Here is a 14152-nt window from a genome sequence, read left to right on the forward strand (position 1 = left end):
ATGCAACGCATTGTTAATAAATGGAATGTTGGATATTTAAGGGCGCTTTTGGGCGGAATGACCATCTATATCCAAAGGCCTATATGAAAGGTATCCGGGCTAAAGTTGTTTGACGACTTTTCGTTAGTTTCAAGCAGCAAGACATGCAAAGTTTGACAGGCAAGATCACCTGCACAGGGGCGGCCAGAAGACAGGCAATAATCCAATGGAGCCCCCCAACATGCGCAGCAACCTTCCCGTCACTCAAGTCGAGACAATCATCCCCAGCGGGGTGTTCATCTATTCGCGTACCGATCTCAAGGGACGCATTACCGAGGCCAATGCAGCCTTTGCCGAGATCAGCGGTTTTCTGCGCGAGGAAATGATCGGCGAGCCGCACAACATCGTGCGCCACCCGGACATGCCGGAAGCCGCTTTCGATGACATGTGGCGCACCCTCAAGGCCGGTACGCCCTGGCGCGGAGTGGTCAAGAACCGGCGCAAGGATGGCGGTTTCTACTGGGTGGAGGCGAATGTTTCGCCGGTGCGCGAAAACGGCCAGGTGGTCGGCTTTCAGTCGGTGCGTACGCGCCCCACGGCGCAGCAGATTGCAGCGGCCAGCGCGGCCTACGCCCGCCTGCGTGCTGGCGATCGTAGCCTGCGCGTGGAGCAGGGCTTGGTGCGGCGCAATCACGGCCCGCTGGTGCGCGCGGCAACGGCCTTCCCGGTGCAGATGGCAGCCGTGGCGGCCTTGGCCTGCCTGGCCGCACTGAGCTGCCTGGCTTTGCTGCTGTGGCCCGGGGCGCTCACGCGCACGCTGGCTGGCGCTCTGGCCGGGCTGAGTCTGCTCGCCAGCCTGTGGCTGGTGGTCTGGCAGATGCCGCGGGTGTGTGGCGAGCTGCGCAGCATGCGGCGCAGTCTGGACGATGTGCTGAGCCATGGCGATCTGCTGAGCAATCTGAATTCGACGCGTAACGATGAGATCGGCGATATCGCCCGGCGTGTCGACAGCCTGCTGGCGGCCACCCGCGCCACTCTGCAGATCATTGGCGATACCACCCGTGAGGTGGCCGAAGCCACGACGCGGCTGGGCAGTGACATGGCCGGGCTGCTCACTTCCTCCGAACAGCAGAGCCGCGACACTTCAGGTGCGGCGGCCAGCGTGGAGGAAATGACGGTGTCCATCGGCGAGGTGGCCACGCATGTGCAGGAAACCCATCGCATCTCGCGTCAGGTGGAAGAGGAAGCGCAAGCCGGCGCGCGCCTGTCCGTGGAGGCCAGCCAGACCATCAGCGCCTTGTCGGTCACGGTCGGGCACTCCGCCGAAACGGTGGAGCAGCTTGGGCAGCGCACCCAGGAGGTGGGCAAGATCGCTGGGGTGATCAAGGATATTGCCGACCAGACCAATCTGCTCGCGCTGAATGCCGCCATCGAGGCCGCGCGGGCCGGCGAGCAGGGCCGCGGCTTTGCGGTAGTGGCGGACGAGGTGCGCAAGCTGGCCGAGCGTACCCGCCAGGCCACCCAGGAGATCGACACCATGATCGGCCGGATTCAGGGCGATACCGGCGAGGCCGTCGAAGGCATGCGTCGCAGCGCCGAGCAGGTGGGGCAGAGCGTGGCGCTGGTGCATGATGCCGAGGCTGCGCTGCGCCGCATCACGCAAGAGGTGGACACCATGCTCGAGCGCATCGGCGAAATCGCGCATTCCACCCAGGAGCAGCGCGGTGCGATGGAGCACATGGCCGGCGGCATCGAAGCTATTGCGCGGCAGACCGAAAGCAATCTGGGGGTGGCACACGCCACGGACGACACCACCCATCAGCTGGAACGCAGCGTGGAACGCATGCGGCGGGCAGTGACCCAGTACCGGGTGTGAGCGGCCGCTCACGAACTTTGGATGGCTATCCATTCACCCATCACAGGCTCAGGCCGGTTTGCGATGGCGCGAAAAGAGGTCGTGAATCTTGCAGAACTTTGCCGTGATATCGAAAGGCGGTTTGGGCTGCGCGTCTCCGGCCAGGAAGTTGCGGATCGCGATCACCGGATCAGGCTCGCCGGTGAGCAGCACGCGAGTGCCGCGTTGCTCCATGCGCCGGAAGAAGCCATCGCCGGCGCTGAAGCTCAGGATCAGGTCGACGCCATCCAGCGGATGCGGCCCCTGATCATTGAAATGATGGATGGCCATCTCCTTCGGCAGCTCGATTTCCTCGGCGGCAGGCAGGGTCTGGGTAAGGCCCACCGGTGCGGGCAGGGTGTAGAGCAGCCAGCGGCGGGCCTGACCGGCGTGGCCGCAGACCGTCCGGAAATCCTTGGTCGGGATAGCTATCTTCATCGCCTGCGCCTTTCGCTGAAGCATCGGAAAACGTCAGCTTGGCGCAAGTGGGCAGGCGGGGAATCGATGCAGGTCAAATCCTGCGGGCTGCCTGGCGAAGGCTTTCGTTGACGCTCGCCCGGGGCAAGGAGGCCGGCCGCAATACGGCGCCCAGGAGCGCGCCGGTGGCGGAGGGGCAGCGGATGAAGCAGAGCGCGAAGCACAGCAGGTCGAACATGATGTCAGCCCCTTGGATTGCGTCGGCTCAGTTCAGCACGCGCATGCCGATGACCTTCACCTTGCTGAAACCGAAGGCCTTGCCGATGTACTTGCCCTGGATTTCGAGCCGGGTCTTCGCATCTACCGGGCTGCCTAGGGGCCAGGCCCAGTGCTTGTCGTCGATATCGAGATAGATGTTGCCGCTGCCGTCGGTGAACGCGTAGAGATCCTTGCTGGCGCGGCGGGTGATGTGGCCCTGGAGGGTGACGAACTGGTCGTGGCTGGACAGGCCGCTCAGCTGATTGATATGGGTGGCCGCGCTGTTCGGGCCGACGTATTGCGCCGTGACCGGGGCGGCGCAGAGCAGGGCGGACAAGCTGCAGAGGGCGAGCAGGGATTTCATTTTCAACTCCTTTGGAATGGGGCCGGCTGGTCTTCAGCGCGGCATGGAAACCAGTCTAGTGAGCGGATCCTGAACGTCGGATGAATGCCTGCCGGCGCGTTCCGGCGGCTTAGGGCTTGCGAGGACTGCGGATGCCGTTATGCTCCGGCTGATCGAGTCCTGATCCACGAAAGCCCGGCATGAAACTCCATTCCCTCCTCCTCGCGCTGGCCTTTGTGGCGACCAGCGCGGCCGCAGAAACCGTGTTCCTGATCGGGGATTCCACCGTCTCCAGCTACACCCCGCCGGATCCGCGCAATGGCTGGGGCCAGGTGATCGGTCAGTACTTCACGCCGGAGGTGGCGGTGAAGAACTTCGCCCTCTCCGGGCGCAGCTCGAAGAGCTTCCTGGAGGAGGGCGCATGGGCACCGGTGGCTGCCGCGGTCCAGCCCGGCGATTACGTTTTCATCCAGTTCGGCCACAACGACCAGAAGCGCGATGCAGCGCGCAGCACCGATCCCTTCGGCAGCTACCAGGAATTTCTCTCGCGCTATGTGGAAGACACGCAGAAGGCCGGCGGCATACCGGTGCTGGTCACGCCGGTCGGACGCGGCGGGCTGAAACGCTCCAGTGGGCCGGGCTCGCACGGGCGATACCCGGATGCCATGCTGGAGCTGGCGAAGAAGAAGGGCGTGCTGGCCATCGACCTCACTGCGCTGAGCGAGGCCTACTACAGCAAGATCGGCTATAGCGCGACGATCAAGCTCTTTGTCGCCGCCCAGGACGGCAAGGACGACACCCATTTCCTGCCCGCCGGCGCAGCCGAAATCGCGAAGCTGATGGCGCGGGCGATCAAAGGTCTTGATACGCCCCTGGCGCAGCGCGTCAGCGGGCTGGACTGAGCCCTGCAGAAAGGAGACGCAAGATGGGCAAAACCCGGCTTGAAGCCTTCAGTGATGGCGTGCTCGCCATCATCATCACGATCATGGTGCTGGAGCTGAAAGTGCCGCACAGCAGCGAACTGGCGGTGCTGCAGCCTCTGCTGCCAGTGTTTCTCAGCTACCTGCTGAGCTTCATCTACATCGGCATCTACTGGAACAACCATCACCACATGCTGCACACGGTGCGCGAGGTGACTGGCGGCATCCTGTGGGCCAACCTGCACCTGCTGTTCTGGCTGTCGCTGATTCCCTTCGCCACCGGTTGGCTCGGCGAGAACCACTTTGCCGCCGCACCGGCAGCGCTGTATGGTTTTGTGCTGCTGATGGCGGCGGTGGCCTACTGGATCCTGGCCCACGTCATCATCTGTGCGCAGGGCTCGGGCTCGCTCCTGAAAAAGGCTATCGGACCAGACTGGAAGGGCTATGGCTCGGTCCTGCTGTACGCCGTGGCGATTGGCCTGGCCTTTGTGTCGGCCTGGCTGGCCTGCGCGATCTACGTGCTGGTGGCGATTCTGTGGCTGGTGCCGGATACGCGGATCGAACGAGTCCTGCGTGCGCGGGGCGAGCAAAACGGTAGCGCGCCATGACCCAGCCTGAGCGCGAGCTTTTCGCGCGCGATGATCAGGCCAAGGATGCGGCACTGCTGAAGTTGCGGGCGCGCCTGGCCGCGGCCACCCCACCTACCCGGGCGCGCCCCTTGCAGCACCTGGCGCGGGACTGGCCACGCAGCCTGAAGGCTGCCGCCCTGATCCTGTTGCTAGGCCTGATGCTTGTGGCCGGCAGCGGTCTGTTTGGCTGAACAAGAACGCAGGTGCGAGCTCCGTAGCCCCTCTGGTGCTGGCGGGCCGAGGTCAGCCCTGCAGGCTTTTGCGAATGAATCGTGAATCGCTTCCGAGGAGAGTTAACGATGCGAGCCGTACTATCCGTGACCCTGATCGTGCTGGGCTTGCAGGCCGCCCAGGCCGGCCCTTTGCTCGATCGCCTGCGTGAGCGCCGTGCCGAGCGTGCGGAGTGGGGCGAGGAGGCCGATGGCGCGAGCGCCGGCAAGCTGCCTGCCGGTAGCCGGGCGCTGCGCGATCTGGCCTACGGTCCGGATGCCCGCCAGCGTCTGGACGTCTATCTGCCGGCCGCGCCGAAGCAAGCGCCGGTGATCCTGATGGTGCATGGCGGCGCCTGGCGTACTGGCGACAAGGCCATGAGCCGGGTGGTGGACAACAAGGCGGCGCGCTGGCTGGCACGCGGCGTGATCTTCATCTCGACCAACTACCGCTTGCTGCCCACCCCCCCGCACGAGCAGGCCCAAGACGTGGCCCGCGCGCTTGCCTTCGCGCAGGGCAAGGCGGCCGGCTGGGGCGGTGATCCGGCGGCCTTCGCGCTGATGGGGCATTCGGCCGGCGCGCATCTGGTGAGTCTGCTCAACAGTGCCCCGCAGATCGCTTTGGGGCAGGGGGCCCGCCCTTGGCTGGGCACGATATCGCTCGACACCGCCGCGATGGATATTGTTGCCACGATGGAGGGCAAGCATTACGGCTTCTACGACAAGGCGTTCGGCAGCGACCCCATGGTGTGGCAGGCCAGCTCGCCCTACCAGCAGCTCACCCGCGAGGCGCCACCCTTGCTGGCGGTGTGCTCCAGCCAGCGGCCGGACCAACCCTGCGCCGGCACCCGGCGCTATGCACAGCAGGCACGCAGCCTCGGTCTGCGCGTGGAGCTGCGGGAGCAGGCCGCCAGCCACGGCGAGATCAACGAGCAACTCGGTTTGCCAGGCGCCTATACCGACGCGGTGGAGGCCTTTCTGGCGAGCCTGGCACCCGCCTGGCGGGCGGCCCTGGCGCCCTGAGCGCATGTCAGCTTCATGCAAGCTCCGGCTCAGGCTTCGGTCAGCTTGCAAGGCCATGATGAACCCATCGGACAAGCACACAGCGAGTCCGGGCCATCAAACCCAAGGAGCCTGACCATGAACAAGACCATCCTGACCGCCCTGATCGCCACCTTCGCTGCCGGCAGCGTGTTCGCCGCCGATGTACCGGCCGCCGCTTCCGCTCCGGCGGCAGTGCCTGCCAAGACCGCTCCGGCAACGAAGGAAGCCAAACCGGTCCACAAGACCGAGAAGAAGGCCGAACACAAGACTGAAAAGGCGCACGGGGCTGCAACCCCGGCCGCCTCGGCACCGGCCGCCAAGTAAGGCGAGTCCGGGCTCACAGCGGGCGCCGCTCCTCCTCCATCGGTACCGCTGTGTTCCGCCCCACGCCACCCCTGCAAGGGTGGCGTTTTCGTTTACGGCGTGGGCGTCGCTCCCCCTGGTGTAATCAAGGTGCTGGCGGTGCGATGCTCTCGGCGTAGTCGTAGAGCGCGCCGAGGATCTCCTCGCCGCGCTCATCCACCGTTTCACTCAGCGCATCGATCTTTTCGAAGAAGCTCATCAGATCACGCGGGCCAGCGCCTTCATGCAGGCAGGCCACGCGATGGGTTTCCCAGCGTTGCAGCTCGTCCTCTGTGAGGGTGTGCGGGAAGTTGCGGGCGCGGTAGCGGAAGAGGATTTCCTCGAGGCGTTCGTCCTGAAAACTGATGGGGGTCTGGCCGAGCTCGACTGGATCGAGGCCGCGTAGCTCGTTGAGCTTCTTGCGGTCGCCATTGCCGACGAAGCCGCCGTAAAGGTCTTCATCCACATCGGCCCGGTCTGCACCGGCTGGGCGCTGGAACACGGCCGCCCACTTGGCGGCGAGCGGCGGCAGGGCACGGGCGGCAGCGGCGTGCTGCTCGACGAGCGCAAAATCCACGCCCCATTTGGCAGCCGTGGCGGCGTCCAGCACCTTGAGGTTGCTGATCGCGATGGGCGACTTGTTGATGTGGATGGTCTTGATCGGCAGGCGGCTCATGCCCTCGGGCAGCTCATCCGTTTTGGTGAACATGCGCAGGCGGATCGTGTCGGCGTCCAGCCCGGCGAGCTCGGATGGGTCGGCGGCCAGATCCCACACGATGATCTCGTTCTTGTTGGTGGGGTGCTGCGCCAGCGGCCAGCAGATCGCCAGGCAGCCGCGCTCCGGGCCGAACATGCCGGAGATGTGCAGGAAGGGCTTCGGATTAAGCAGGTCGATCTCGGCGGCGACCGCGTCTTTCTTGCGCAGCTTGAGGCAGAAGTCCCACAGGCGCGGCTGTTTCTCGCGGATCAGGCGCGCCAGGGCGATGGTGGCGCGCACGTCCGACAAGGCGTCGTGGGCGGCTTCGTGCAGCAGGCCGTTGGCCTTGGAGAGGTGCTCCAGCTTGAAGGAAGGGCGGCCGTCTTCGTGCTTCGGCCACTCGATGCCCTCGGGGCGCAGGGCATAGACGGTGCGCACCACGTCGAGCAGATCCCAGCGGCCGCAATCGTTCTGCCACTCGCGCGCATAGGGATCGATCAGGTTGCGCCAGAACAGGTGGCGGGTGACTTCGTCGTCGAAACGGATGGTGTTGTAGCCCAGGCCGATGGTGCCCGGCTCGCCCAACTCGCGTTCGATGATGGCAGCGAACTCAGCTTCAGGCACGCCCTGGGCGAGGCAGGTCTGCGGCAGGATGCCGGTGAGCAGGCAGGATTCCGGGTCCGGCAGGTAATCCGGTGCCGGCTGGCAGTAGATCATCAGCGGCGCGCCGATCTCGTTCAGCTCGGCATCGGTGCGGATGCCGGCGAACTGGGCCGGGCGGTCGCGGCGGGTCGAGATGCCGAAGGTTTCGTAGTCGTGCCAGTAGAAGGAAAGGCTCATTGCGGGCGGGGCGGGCAAAAAGGAGGGCAGGGCGGATTCTACGCGTCGGGCCGGTGCGGGCAGCTCTGCGTTACCATTACGGGTTAGCAAATACCTGTCTGAAAGCCTGCCATGCGTCGCGATTGGGAAGTTGTCATCGGCCTGGAAACCCACGCCCAGCTCAACACCACCTCCAAGATCTTCTCCGGAGCCAGTACTGCCTTCGGTGCCGAGCCCAATGTGCAGGCCTGCGCCGTGGATATCGCCCTGCCCGGCGTGCTGCCGGTGCTCAACCGCGGCGCCGTGGAACGCGCGATCCGTTTCGGCCTCGCCATCGGCGCTGAAATCGCGCCGCGCTCGGTGTTTGCGCGCAAGAATTACTTCTATCCCGACCTGCCCAAGGGCTACCAGATCAGCCAGATGGACCTGCCGGTCGTCGTGGGCGGTGAAATCACCATTCAGGTCGGCGAGGGTGACAAGGCCTACACCAAGGTCGTGCACCTGACCCGCGCCCACCTCGAAGAAGACGCCGGCAAGAGCCTGCACGAAGACTTCCATGGCCAGAGCGGCATCGATCTGAACCGTGCCGGCACGCCGCTACTGGAGATCGTGACCGAGCCGGACATGAGTTCCTCGGCCGAAGCCGTGGCCTACGCCAAGGCGTTGCACGCGCTGGTGCAGTGGATCGACATCTGCGACGGCAACATGCAGGAGGGCAGCTTCCGCTGTGACGCCAACGTCTCCGTGCGCCGCCCCGGCGAGCCGCTCGGCACCCGCCGCGAGATCAAGAACCTGAACTCCTTCCGCTTCCTGCAGCAGGCCATCGATTACGAAATCAACTGGCAGATCGAGACGATCGAAGACGGCGGCAAGATCCAGCAAGCCACGGTACTTTTCGACCCGGACTCGGGCGAGACCCGCGTGATGCGCACCAAGGAAGACGCGCACGACTACCGCTACTTCCCGGACCCCGATCTGCTGCCGCTGGTGATCAGTGACGAGTGGAAAGCTGAAGTGGCGGCCAGCATGCCGGAACTGCCGGTGCAACTCGCCGCCCGCTTCCAGAGCGAATACGGCCTGTCTGCCTACGATGCTGCTGGCCTGACCTCAAGTCGCGACACCGCGCTGTACTACGTCGAAGTCGTCAAGCTGGCCGGCGCCGCGCAGGCCAAGATTGCCGCCAACTGGGTGATGGGCGAACTCGCCGCGCGCCTCAACAAGGAAGAGAAGAGTGTGGCCGACAGTCCGGTTGCGGCCGCCCAGCTCGCTGGCCTGATCGCCCGGATTGCTGACAACACCATCTCCAACAACATCGCCAAGAAGGTCTTCGAAGCTTTGTGGAATGGCGAGGGCGCCACGGCCGACGAAGTGATCGAGAAGCAGGGCCTCAAGCAGGTGACTGACGCTTCGGCCATCGAGCCGATCATCGACGAGGTGCTGGCCAACAACGCGCAGAACGTCGCCGAATACAAGGCCGGCAAGGAAAAGGCCTTCAACGCGTTGGTGGGTCAGGTCATGAAGGCCAGCAAGGGCAAGGCTTCGCCGGCGCAGGTGAACGAGCTGCTGAAGAAGAAGCTCGGCTGAGCGATGCTGAAGTCAGGAGTCGCCTGGCTCCTTTTGATGGGCGCTCAGCTGGCCGCTGCCGAGGCTTTGCCATCCCCTGGGCAATACGGCTTCGACTGGCTCAAGCCCGAAACCACGCGGTGCGTGGCGATCAAGCCGGCCTTGATCGCCCGCTTTAAGCACTGCAGTCCGGCCGATGTCAGCAAGGCCTTCGGGCTGGACTTCCCTGGACGGGCTTGCCGGGTCAGCCCGCAGAGCGAATACATGGTTTATGCCACGCGCAAGCAATGTCAGGAAGCGCTGGAGACCATGCAGGCCAACGCGCCTTAGTCGCTCCCCCTGCTGTGCCGATCAGGGCGTTGAAGAAGCCGGGCCGGGTTCGCTTACAACTGGACACACTTCTTTAACTCTCTGCACATCTCGCGCAAACGCGCTTTACATCTGCCTGCAGCAAGATGGACTCATGGCGAATCCGCCAGAAGGAGTTCCATCATGATGAAGAAGCAGATCATTACCCTGACCCTCCTGTCCTGCCTGAGCAGCCTGGCTGCTGCCGCTGAATACGGCCAGGTAGTTTCCAGTACAGCAGTTACCCGCGAAGTGCTTACGCCGCAGCGCACTTGCCGTGATGAGCAGGTCGAAGTCGAGCAGCCTCACAATGCCGCAGGCTCGGTGATCGGCGCGGTGGCCGGGGGCATTCTGGGTAGTACTGTCGGCCGCGGCGCCGGCAATGCTGCGGCCACGGCGGCCGGTGTGATTGCCGGTGCGGTGGTCGGTGATCAGGTGGCGAATGCCGACAAGGGCACGACCACGCGTACGGTGCGCCGCTGCAGCACGCGGCAGGTGCGCAGCCAGCAGATCATCGGTTATGACGTGGTCTATGAATACGCCGGCCGCCGTTACACGACGCGTCTGGCCAACGAGCCCGGCGAGCGCATCCCGCTGCAGATCGGCCCGGCCGCTTCGGTGGTGCAGGACGACGATCAGGCCTATGACACGACTGAAACCGTGATCGAAGAGCCGGCGGTGGTCACGCGCCGGGCGGCGCCGGTGTATGTGACGCCGCCGGTGGTGCTGCACTGGGATCTGTGGCCTGGCCCGCGCGGCCCCTACGGCCCCTACGGCCCGCACCACCGCTGAGGCGCGAGGCCGCTGGCTCAGGGGCTTACTGGGAAGCGTCGATGCTGGCCTGGGTGAAGCTCGGGTAGCTCGCCGGCTTGTAGGTGTTCAGATTGCTCAGGAAGTTGCTGTCCTTGAGCGGGATGCTGGCCGAGCCGTAGTCGAAGCTGTTCAGATTGGCGCGCATCGTGGCATTGCTCACGCCATCGCCCTTGAGCGCATACCAGCTGATGATCTGTGGCGCGACGAAGCTGCCATAGCTGTTCTCGGCCGCTTCGCCGCTGGAAGCGAAGCGCAGGGCATGGGTCGAGACGCCATCCTTGTGATACACGATCTTCACATGCCCGCTCTGCTGGGCCAGCGTACCAATCTCGGCGTTGTAGAGCTTGCCGTGGGCGCTGTAACCGGCATGGGTGACGACGCCATTCTTGGTCCATACGGCGGCATGCTCCCAGTCGTGGCGATGGCCGCCGCCCAGCGTGCTGATCTGATCCTTCAGGAAGTAGAGCGCGTAGAAGTGGCCGCAATAGGTGTCGCTGCCGCTGGCGATGCAGGCGTAGCGGTGCAGGGTGTTCGAGCTGTCGAGAAAGCTGGTGGCGCGGCAACCGCCACCGAGGCTGCCGGAAGGATTCAGGCCGCCGTTCTGCTTGCCCTCGCGGCTGATACCGGCGCTGGGCAGGCAGCCATCGCTATCGAAATCAAACACCGGGTGATTGGCCGTGATGCTGATTTTGGCGGGCAAGGCCTGGTCGAGCTTGCCGAAGAGGTCGGCATGGGCGTTGCCGGTGAAGGCCAGGGTCAGTAGCAAGGCGCTGAGCTGTGGGTGGCGGGGCATGTTTGGGTCTCCTTGGTGTGGTTTTCCCGGCGCGAGCGCCGGTACGCCAGCAAGTTTCACCAGCCCTGATTACGTCGCCATGAAGCGCACATGACATCTGCTCCGCAGTTTGTGCCTTGCTGCTGTACCGGCCGGTGCCGGAGAATGCCGGCATGACTCCCGTGATCCTGCTTGTTGAAGACGAACCGGCGATTGCCGACACCTTGGCCTGGGCGCTCCGGAGCGAAGGCTTCGAGCCCTGCCATGTCGCCACCGGCGGTGAGGCGCTGGCGCGGCTGGCGCAGGGCGGGATCGCGGTGGCGGTGCTGGATGTGGGCCTGCCGGATCTCTCCGGCTTCGAATTGTGCCGGCGCATCCGTGCACAGGACGCGGCCCTTCCGGTGATGTTCCTCACCGCGCGCTCCGAGGAGATCGACCGGGTGCTGGGCTTCGAGATCGGCGCGGATGATTACGTCGCCAAGCCCTTCAGCCCGCGCGAGGTGGTGGCCCGGCTGCGCGTGATGCTGCGGCGTAGCGGCGCGCTGGCTGCGCCTGCTCAAGCCGTGCCGGGTCTGCAGCTGGACGAAGCCGGCGCGCGCGTCCTGCATGCCGGTCAGCCGCTGCCGCTGACCCGCTACGAATACCTGCTGCTGCGCCATTTGCTCAAGCAGCCCGGTCGCGTGTTCTCGCGCGACCAGTTGCTGGACGCGGTGTGGGGCGCGGGCAGCGAGAGCACCGACCGCACCGTCGACACCCATATCAAGACCCTGCGCGCCAAGCTGCGCGCGGTGGCGCCCGAGTTGGACCCGATCCTCACCCATCGCGGCATGGGCTACTCGCTGGCGCTGGCATGAACCTGCCGCTGCGCATTCTGCTTGGTTACTTCCTGGTCGTCGGCCTTGCCGCCTTTTTTGTGCTGCGCATCTTCGTGGGCGAGGTGCAGCCTAGCGTGCGTGAGGCCATCGAAGAGACCATGGTCGATAGCGCCAACATTCTCGCCGTGATGGCGGCCGACGAGTTGCGTGCCGGCCGCATCGGCAAGGGGGAGTTCGCCGCGCGGATTGCTGACTACCGCAGGCGCGGCGTGGATGCGCCGATCTGGCACTTCCGCAAGAGCACGCTGGATTTTCGCGTCACCGTCACCGATGCCGAGGGCATCGTGCGTTTCGACTCCGACAACCGCAGCGTCGGCGCCGACCACTCACGCTGGAACGATGTCTACCGCACTCTGCGCGGCGAATATGGTGCTCGCTCCACGCGTGATGATCCGGACGACGATGGCTCCTCGGTCTTCTATGTCGCCGCGCCGGTGCGTGATGGCGAGCGCATCATCGGCGTGCTCACCCTGGCCAAGCCGGTGCGCACCGTGCAGCCCATCATTACCCGCAGCGAGCAAACCATCCTCAAGCACGGCTTCTGGCTGATGGGCGGCGCGGCGCTGATCGGTCTGCTGGTCACCCTGTGGCTCACCGGCTCGATCCGCCGCCTGCGTCGCTATGCTCAGGCCGTGGCCGCCGGCGAAGCGGCCAATCCTCCGCTAGGCGGCGGGCAGGAGCTTTCCGATCTCGCCCGCGCCATGGAAGCGATGCGCCAGAAGCTTGAAGGCAAGCAATACGTCGAGCAGACCGTGCAGGCGCTGACCCACGAACTCAAGAGCCCGCTCGCCGCCTTGCGCGGCGCCGGTGAAATCCTCGCCGAAGCCGAGTTGCCGGCCGAGCAGCGCCAGCGCTTCGCCGGCCATGTGCTAAGCCAAAGCGCACGCATGCAGGAATGCGTCGAGCGCATGCTTTCCCTTTCCCGCCTCGAAGCCGGACGTAGGCTGGGCGAGCTGGAGACGCTGGAGGCTGGTGAGTTGCTGGAGGATTTGTGCCGTGTGCGCCAACCGCGCGCTGATGCGCATGGCATCAGCTTCGAAACGCTTGTGCCGGAGACCTCCATCGCCCTGCGCGGCGAACGCGAGCGTCTGCTGCTGGCGCTCGGCAATCTGCTCGACAATGCACTCGACCATGCCCCCGCCGGCAGCCTGATCCGCCTGTCCGCGAGCATAGAGGCTAGTGAATGCTGCTTCCGCCTCCGCGATCAGGGCGCCGGCATTCCTGATTACGCCCTGCCGCATCTCTTCGAGCGCTTCTACGGCCTGCCGCGCCCCGATGGCAGCAAGGGCTCAGGCCTAGGCCTCGCCATCGCTCAGGAGGTTGCTCGCCTGCATGGCGGCAGCGTCAGCCTGGCGAATCACTCCGAGGGCGGAGTCGAGGCGTGTCTGCGGGTGGCGCTTGGGTGAGTCCGATGGGTGCGGCTTTGTGGAAGGCTGAATGCGTACAATCGGCCCGCTGCGGCCGGTCGCATTTTCTTCTTCAAGCCCGCCATTCAGGTGGCTGCTTCGCCTCGGAAACCAGCCAGACAGCCCCTGCCGACAAGTCGGCCATAGCCGCTCGTCGAAGCGCCTCTTATGAGCGACGGCATCTGGTATTTAGCGGTTTGCTAATGCACCCGCTCTTGAGCTGAACAGCTTCGTGCACGCTTGCCGTCAAGCAGCTTGAGCCTTGAAAACAAAACAGGTTGTGGTTGCGTGTGCGTACAACCTGCCTTGCTCGTCTTCGACGCGTGCTTCTGCTGTAGCCATTTGACCGCCCCGGTGTACCACCGTGGCGACGGCGCGCAGTGGGCCGGTTGTGTGCGATGCGGATCGCACGATATTGATGCTCAGCCCCGCGGTCGTGTAGGTGCGCCCGGCCGGCAGCGTCGTTTGAACGGCACAGCCCAGCGCGGAATCCAGCAACGTGGCAAACCAGCCGCCGTGCACGGTGCCCAGCGGGTTGTAGTGCTGCAAAAGCGGGATACCCTGGAACACGGCCTGGCCGTCGCCCACTTCCAGCAGCGTCATGTTCAGGGTGTCGTTCATGGGTGGATAGGGCAGCTCACCGGCCAGCATGGCTTCGAGAATGGCCCGTCCGCTCTTGCCGGCGAGCTGCTCCATGCGGGCCAGACCAGGCGATCCACCGCCGTCGAGCGCGCGTTGAATGGCATCCGATTGCTGGCTCGCCCAGCCAGCCGGGCTCTTTTCAATTTCCATGATCTTTCCGCTTGGTGAATGCCGCTTGATGC

At 64.9% G+C, this 14152-nt stretch carries 17 protein-coding genes; 11 read left to right on the top strand and 6 right to left on the bottom strand.

Annotated elements, in window-relative coordinates; translation table 11 throughout:
• Window positions 1-220: 220 nt before the first annotated feature.
• Window positions 221-1855 carry a PAS domain-containing methyl-accepting chemotaxis protein gene (locus tag C0V76_RS01710; protein ID WP_101941010.1) on the top strand — a complete coding sequence of 545 codons (1635 nt, stop codon included), beginning with the start codon at window positions 221-223 and terminating at the stop codon, window positions 1853-1855.
• Between the two features lie 48 nt (window positions 1856-1903).
• On the opposite strand, the gene C0V76_RS01715 is transcribed toward C0V76_RS01710, so the two are convergent.
• The 3 genes from C0V76_RS01715 to C0V76_RS01720 all read right to left on the bottom strand — a co-directional run bounded on the left by C0V76_RS01715 (window position 1904) and on the right by C0V76_RS01720 (window position 2912).
• Window positions 1904-2311: a hypothetical protein gene (locus C0V76_RS01715; RefSeq protein WP_101940625.1), complete on the bottom strand. Its 408-nt coding sequence runs from the start codon at window positions 2309-2311 to the stop codon at window positions 1904-1906.
• Between the two features lie 73 nt (window positions 2312-2384).
• Window positions 2385-2528 carry a hypothetical protein gene (locus C0V76_RS19825; RefSeq protein ID WP_158239107.1) on the bottom strand — a complete coding sequence of 48 codons (144 nt, stop codon included), beginning with the start codon at window positions 2526-2528 and terminating at the stop codon, window positions 2385-2387.
• Window positions 2529-2555: 27 nt separating this feature from the next.
• The gene (locus C0V76_RS01720) at window positions 2556-2912 is read right to left on the bottom strand and encodes a NirD/YgiW/YdeI family stress tolerance protein (RefSeq protein WP_101940626.1); all 357 of its coding nucleotides are present in this window, start codon (window positions 2910-2912) and stop codon (window positions 2556-2558) included.
• 179 nt (window positions 2913-3091) lie between these two features.
• Here C0V76_RS01720 and C0V76_RS01725 point away from each other — a divergent pair, with 179 nt between their 5' ends.
• From C0V76_RS01725 to C0V76_RS01745, 5 genes are all read left to right on the top strand, one after another.
• Window positions 3092-3793 carry a rhamnogalacturonan acetylesterase gene (locus C0V76_RS01725; RefSeq protein ID WP_101940627.1) on the top strand — a complete coding sequence of 234 codons (702 nt, stop codon included), beginning with the start codon at window positions 3092-3094 and terminating at the stop codon, window positions 3791-3793.
• A gap of 23 nt (window positions 3794-3816) precedes the next feature.
• Window positions 3817-4419, top strand: a complete 603-nt coding sequence (locus tag C0V76_RS01730) for a TMEM175 family protein (protein ID WP_101940628.1) — start codon at window positions 3817-3819, stop codon at window positions 4417-4419.
• Entirely contained in the window at window positions 4416-4631 is a 216-nt protein-coding gene (locus C0V76_RS01735) for a hypothetical protein (RefSeq protein WP_101940629.1), read from the top strand. The genes C0V76_RS01730 and C0V76_RS01735 overlap by 4 nt, the downstream gene beginning before the upstream one ends.
• A 108-nt stretch (window positions 4632-4739) precedes the next feature.
• Window positions 4740-5672: an alpha/beta hydrolase gene (locus C0V76_RS01740; protein WP_101940630.1), complete on the top strand. Its 933-nt coding sequence runs from the start codon at window positions 4740-4742 to the stop codon at window positions 5670-5672.
• A 117-nt stretch (window positions 5673-5789) separates the two neighbouring features.
• A complete protein-coding gene (locus C0V76_RS01745; protein ID WP_216821619.1) occupies window positions 5790-6017 on the top strand; it encodes a hypothetical protein in 228 nt (75 codons plus the stop codon).
• 124 nt (window positions 6018-6141) lie between these two features.
• Here C0V76_RS01745 and sbcB read toward each other — a convergent pair whose 3' ends face one another.
• Entirely contained in the window at window positions 6142-7572 is a 1431-nt protein-coding gene (gene sbcB, locus C0V76_RS01750) for an exodeoxyribonuclease I (RefSeq protein WP_101940631.1), read from the bottom strand.
• Window positions 7573-7683: 111 nt separating this feature from the next.
• On the opposite strand from sbcB, the gene gatB reads away from it, so the two are divergent.
• The 3 genes from gatB to C0V76_RS01765 all read left to right on the top strand — a co-directional run bounded on the left by gatB (window position 7684) and on the right by C0V76_RS01765 (window position 10254).
• Window positions 7684-9135: an Asp-tRNA(Asn)/Glu-tRNA(Gln) amidotransferase subunit GatB gene (gene gatB, locus C0V76_RS01755; protein WP_101940632.1), complete on the top strand. Its 1452-nt coding sequence runs from the start codon at window positions 7684-7686 to the stop codon at window positions 9133-9135.
• Window positions 9136-9171: 36 nt separating this feature from the next.
• On the top strand, window positions 9172-9444 hold the full coding sequence (locus C0V76_RS01760) for a hypothetical protein (protein WP_143707323.1): 273 nt from the start codon (window positions 9172-9174) through the stop codon (window positions 9442-9444).
• Window positions 9445-9606: 162 nt separating this feature from the next.
• A complete protein-coding gene (locus tag C0V76_RS01765) occupies window positions 9607-10254 on the top strand; it encodes a glycine zipper 2TM domain-containing protein (RefSeq protein WP_101940634.1) in 648 nt (215 codons plus the stop codon).
• A 25-nt stretch (window positions 10255-10279) separates the two neighbouring features.
• Here the strand turns inward: C0V76_RS01765 and C0V76_RS01770 are convergent, their stop codons facing one another.
• Window positions 10280-11068, bottom strand: coding sequence for an NPP1 family protein (locus C0V76_RS01770; RefSeq protein WP_101940635.1), 789 nt, complete (start codon window positions 11066-11068; stop codon window positions 10280-10282).
• Window positions 11069-11220: 152 nt separating this feature from the next.
• On the opposite strand from C0V76_RS01770, the gene creB reads away from it, so the two are divergent.
• Both creB and creC read left to right on the top strand, forming a co-directional pair.
• Window positions 11221-11901, top strand: coding sequence for a two-component system response regulator CreB (creB, locus tag C0V76_RS01775; protein ID WP_101941012.1), 681 nt, complete (start codon window positions 11221-11223; stop codon window positions 11899-11901).
• Complete coding sequence (gene creC / locus C0V76_RS01780; RefSeq protein WP_101940636.1) at window positions 11898-13328, top strand: two-component system sensor histidine kinase CreC; 1431 nt, start codon at window positions 11898-11900, stop codon at window positions 13326-13328. The genes creB and creC overlap by 4 nt, the downstream gene beginning before the upstream one ends.
• Window positions 13329-13574: 246 nt before the next feature.
• Here the strand turns inward: creC and C0V76_RS01785 are convergent, their stop codons facing one another.
• The gene (locus C0V76_RS01785) at window positions 13575-14120 is read right to left on the bottom strand and encodes a PaaI family thioesterase (RefSeq protein WP_101940637.1); all 546 of its coding nucleotides are present in this window, start codon (window positions 14118-14120) and stop codon (window positions 13575-13577) included.
• Window positions 14121-14152 lie beyond the last annotated feature (32 nt).

Origin of the sequence: Uliginosibacterium sp. TH139, assembly GCF_002855595.1 — a bacterium.
Taxonomy (GTDB): Bacteria; Pseudomonadota; Gammaproteobacteria; order Burkholderiales; family Rhodocyclaceae; genus Uliginosibacterium; species Uliginosibacterium aquaticum.

Excerpts from the sequence above, each read along its gene's own strand:
- C0V76_RS01710 (WP_101941010.1), top strand. The coding sequence starts at position 221 with ATGCGCAGCAACCTTCCCGTCACTCAAGTCGAGACAATCATCCCCAGC.
- C0V76_RS01725 (WP_101940627.1), top strand. The coding sequence starts at position 3,092 with ATGAAACTCCATTCCCTCCTCCTCGCGCTGGCCTTTGTGGCGACCAGC.
- C0V76_RS19825 (WP_158239107.1), bottom strand. The coding sequence starts at position 2,528 with ATGTTCGACCTGCTGTGCTTCGCGCTCTGCTTCATCCGCTGCCCCTCC.
- C0V76_RS01735 (WP_101940629.1), top strand. The coding sequence starts at position 4,416 with ATGACCCAGCCTGAGCGCGAGCTTTTCGCGCGCGATGATCAGGCCAAG.
- C0V76_RS01770 (WP_101940635.1), bottom strand. The coding sequence starts at position 11,068 with ATGCCCCGCCACCCACAGCTCAGCGCCTTGCTACTGACCCTGGCCTTC.
- C0V76_RS01745 (WP_216821619.1), top strand. The coding sequence starts at position 5,790 with ATGAACAAGACCATCCTGACCGCCCTGATCGCCACCTTCGCTGCCGGC.
- C0V76_RS01740 (WP_101940630.1), top strand. The coding sequence starts at position 4,740 with ATGCGAGCCGTACTATCCGTGACCCTGATCGTGCTGGGCTTGCAGGCC.
- sbcB (WP_101940631.1), bottom strand. The coding sequence starts at position 7,572 with ATGAGCCTTTCCTTCTACTGGCACGACTACGAAACCTTCGGCATCTCG.
- C0V76_RS01785 (WP_101940637.1), bottom strand. The coding sequence starts at position 14,120 with ATGGAAATTGAAAAGAGCCCGGCTGGCTGGGCGAGCCAGCAATCGGAT.
- C0V76_RS01730 (WP_101940628.1), top strand. The coding sequence starts at position 3,817 with ATGGGCAAAACCCGGCTTGAAGCCTTCAGTGATGGCGTGCTCGCCATC.
- C0V76_RS01765 (WP_101940634.1), top strand. The coding sequence starts at position 9,607 with ATGATGAAGAAGCAGATCATTACCCTGACCCTCCTGTCCTGCCTGAGC.
- creC (WP_101940636.1), top strand. The coding sequence starts at position 11,898 with ATGAACCTGCCGCTGCGCATTCTGCTTGGTTACTTCCTGGTCGTCGGC.
- C0V76_RS01715 (WP_101940625.1), bottom strand. The coding sequence starts at position 2,311 with ATGAAGATAGCTATCCCGACCAAGGATTTCCGGACGGTCTGCGGCCAC.
- C0V76_RS01760 (WP_143707323.1), top strand. The coding sequence starts at position 9,172 with ATGGGCGCTCAGCTGGCCGCTGCCGAGGCTTTGCCATCCCCTGGGCAA.
- gatB (WP_101940632.1), top strand. The coding sequence starts at position 7,684 with ATGCGTCGCGATTGGGAAGTTGTCATCGGCCTGGAAACCCACGCCCAG.
- C0V76_RS01720 (WP_101940626.1), bottom strand. The coding sequence starts at position 2,912 with ATGAAATCCCTGCTCGCCCTCTGCAGCTTGTCCGCCCTGCTCTGCGCC.
- creB (WP_101941012.1), top strand. The coding sequence starts at position 11,221 with ATGACTCCCGTGATCCTGCTTGTTGAAGACGAACCGGCGATTGCCGAC.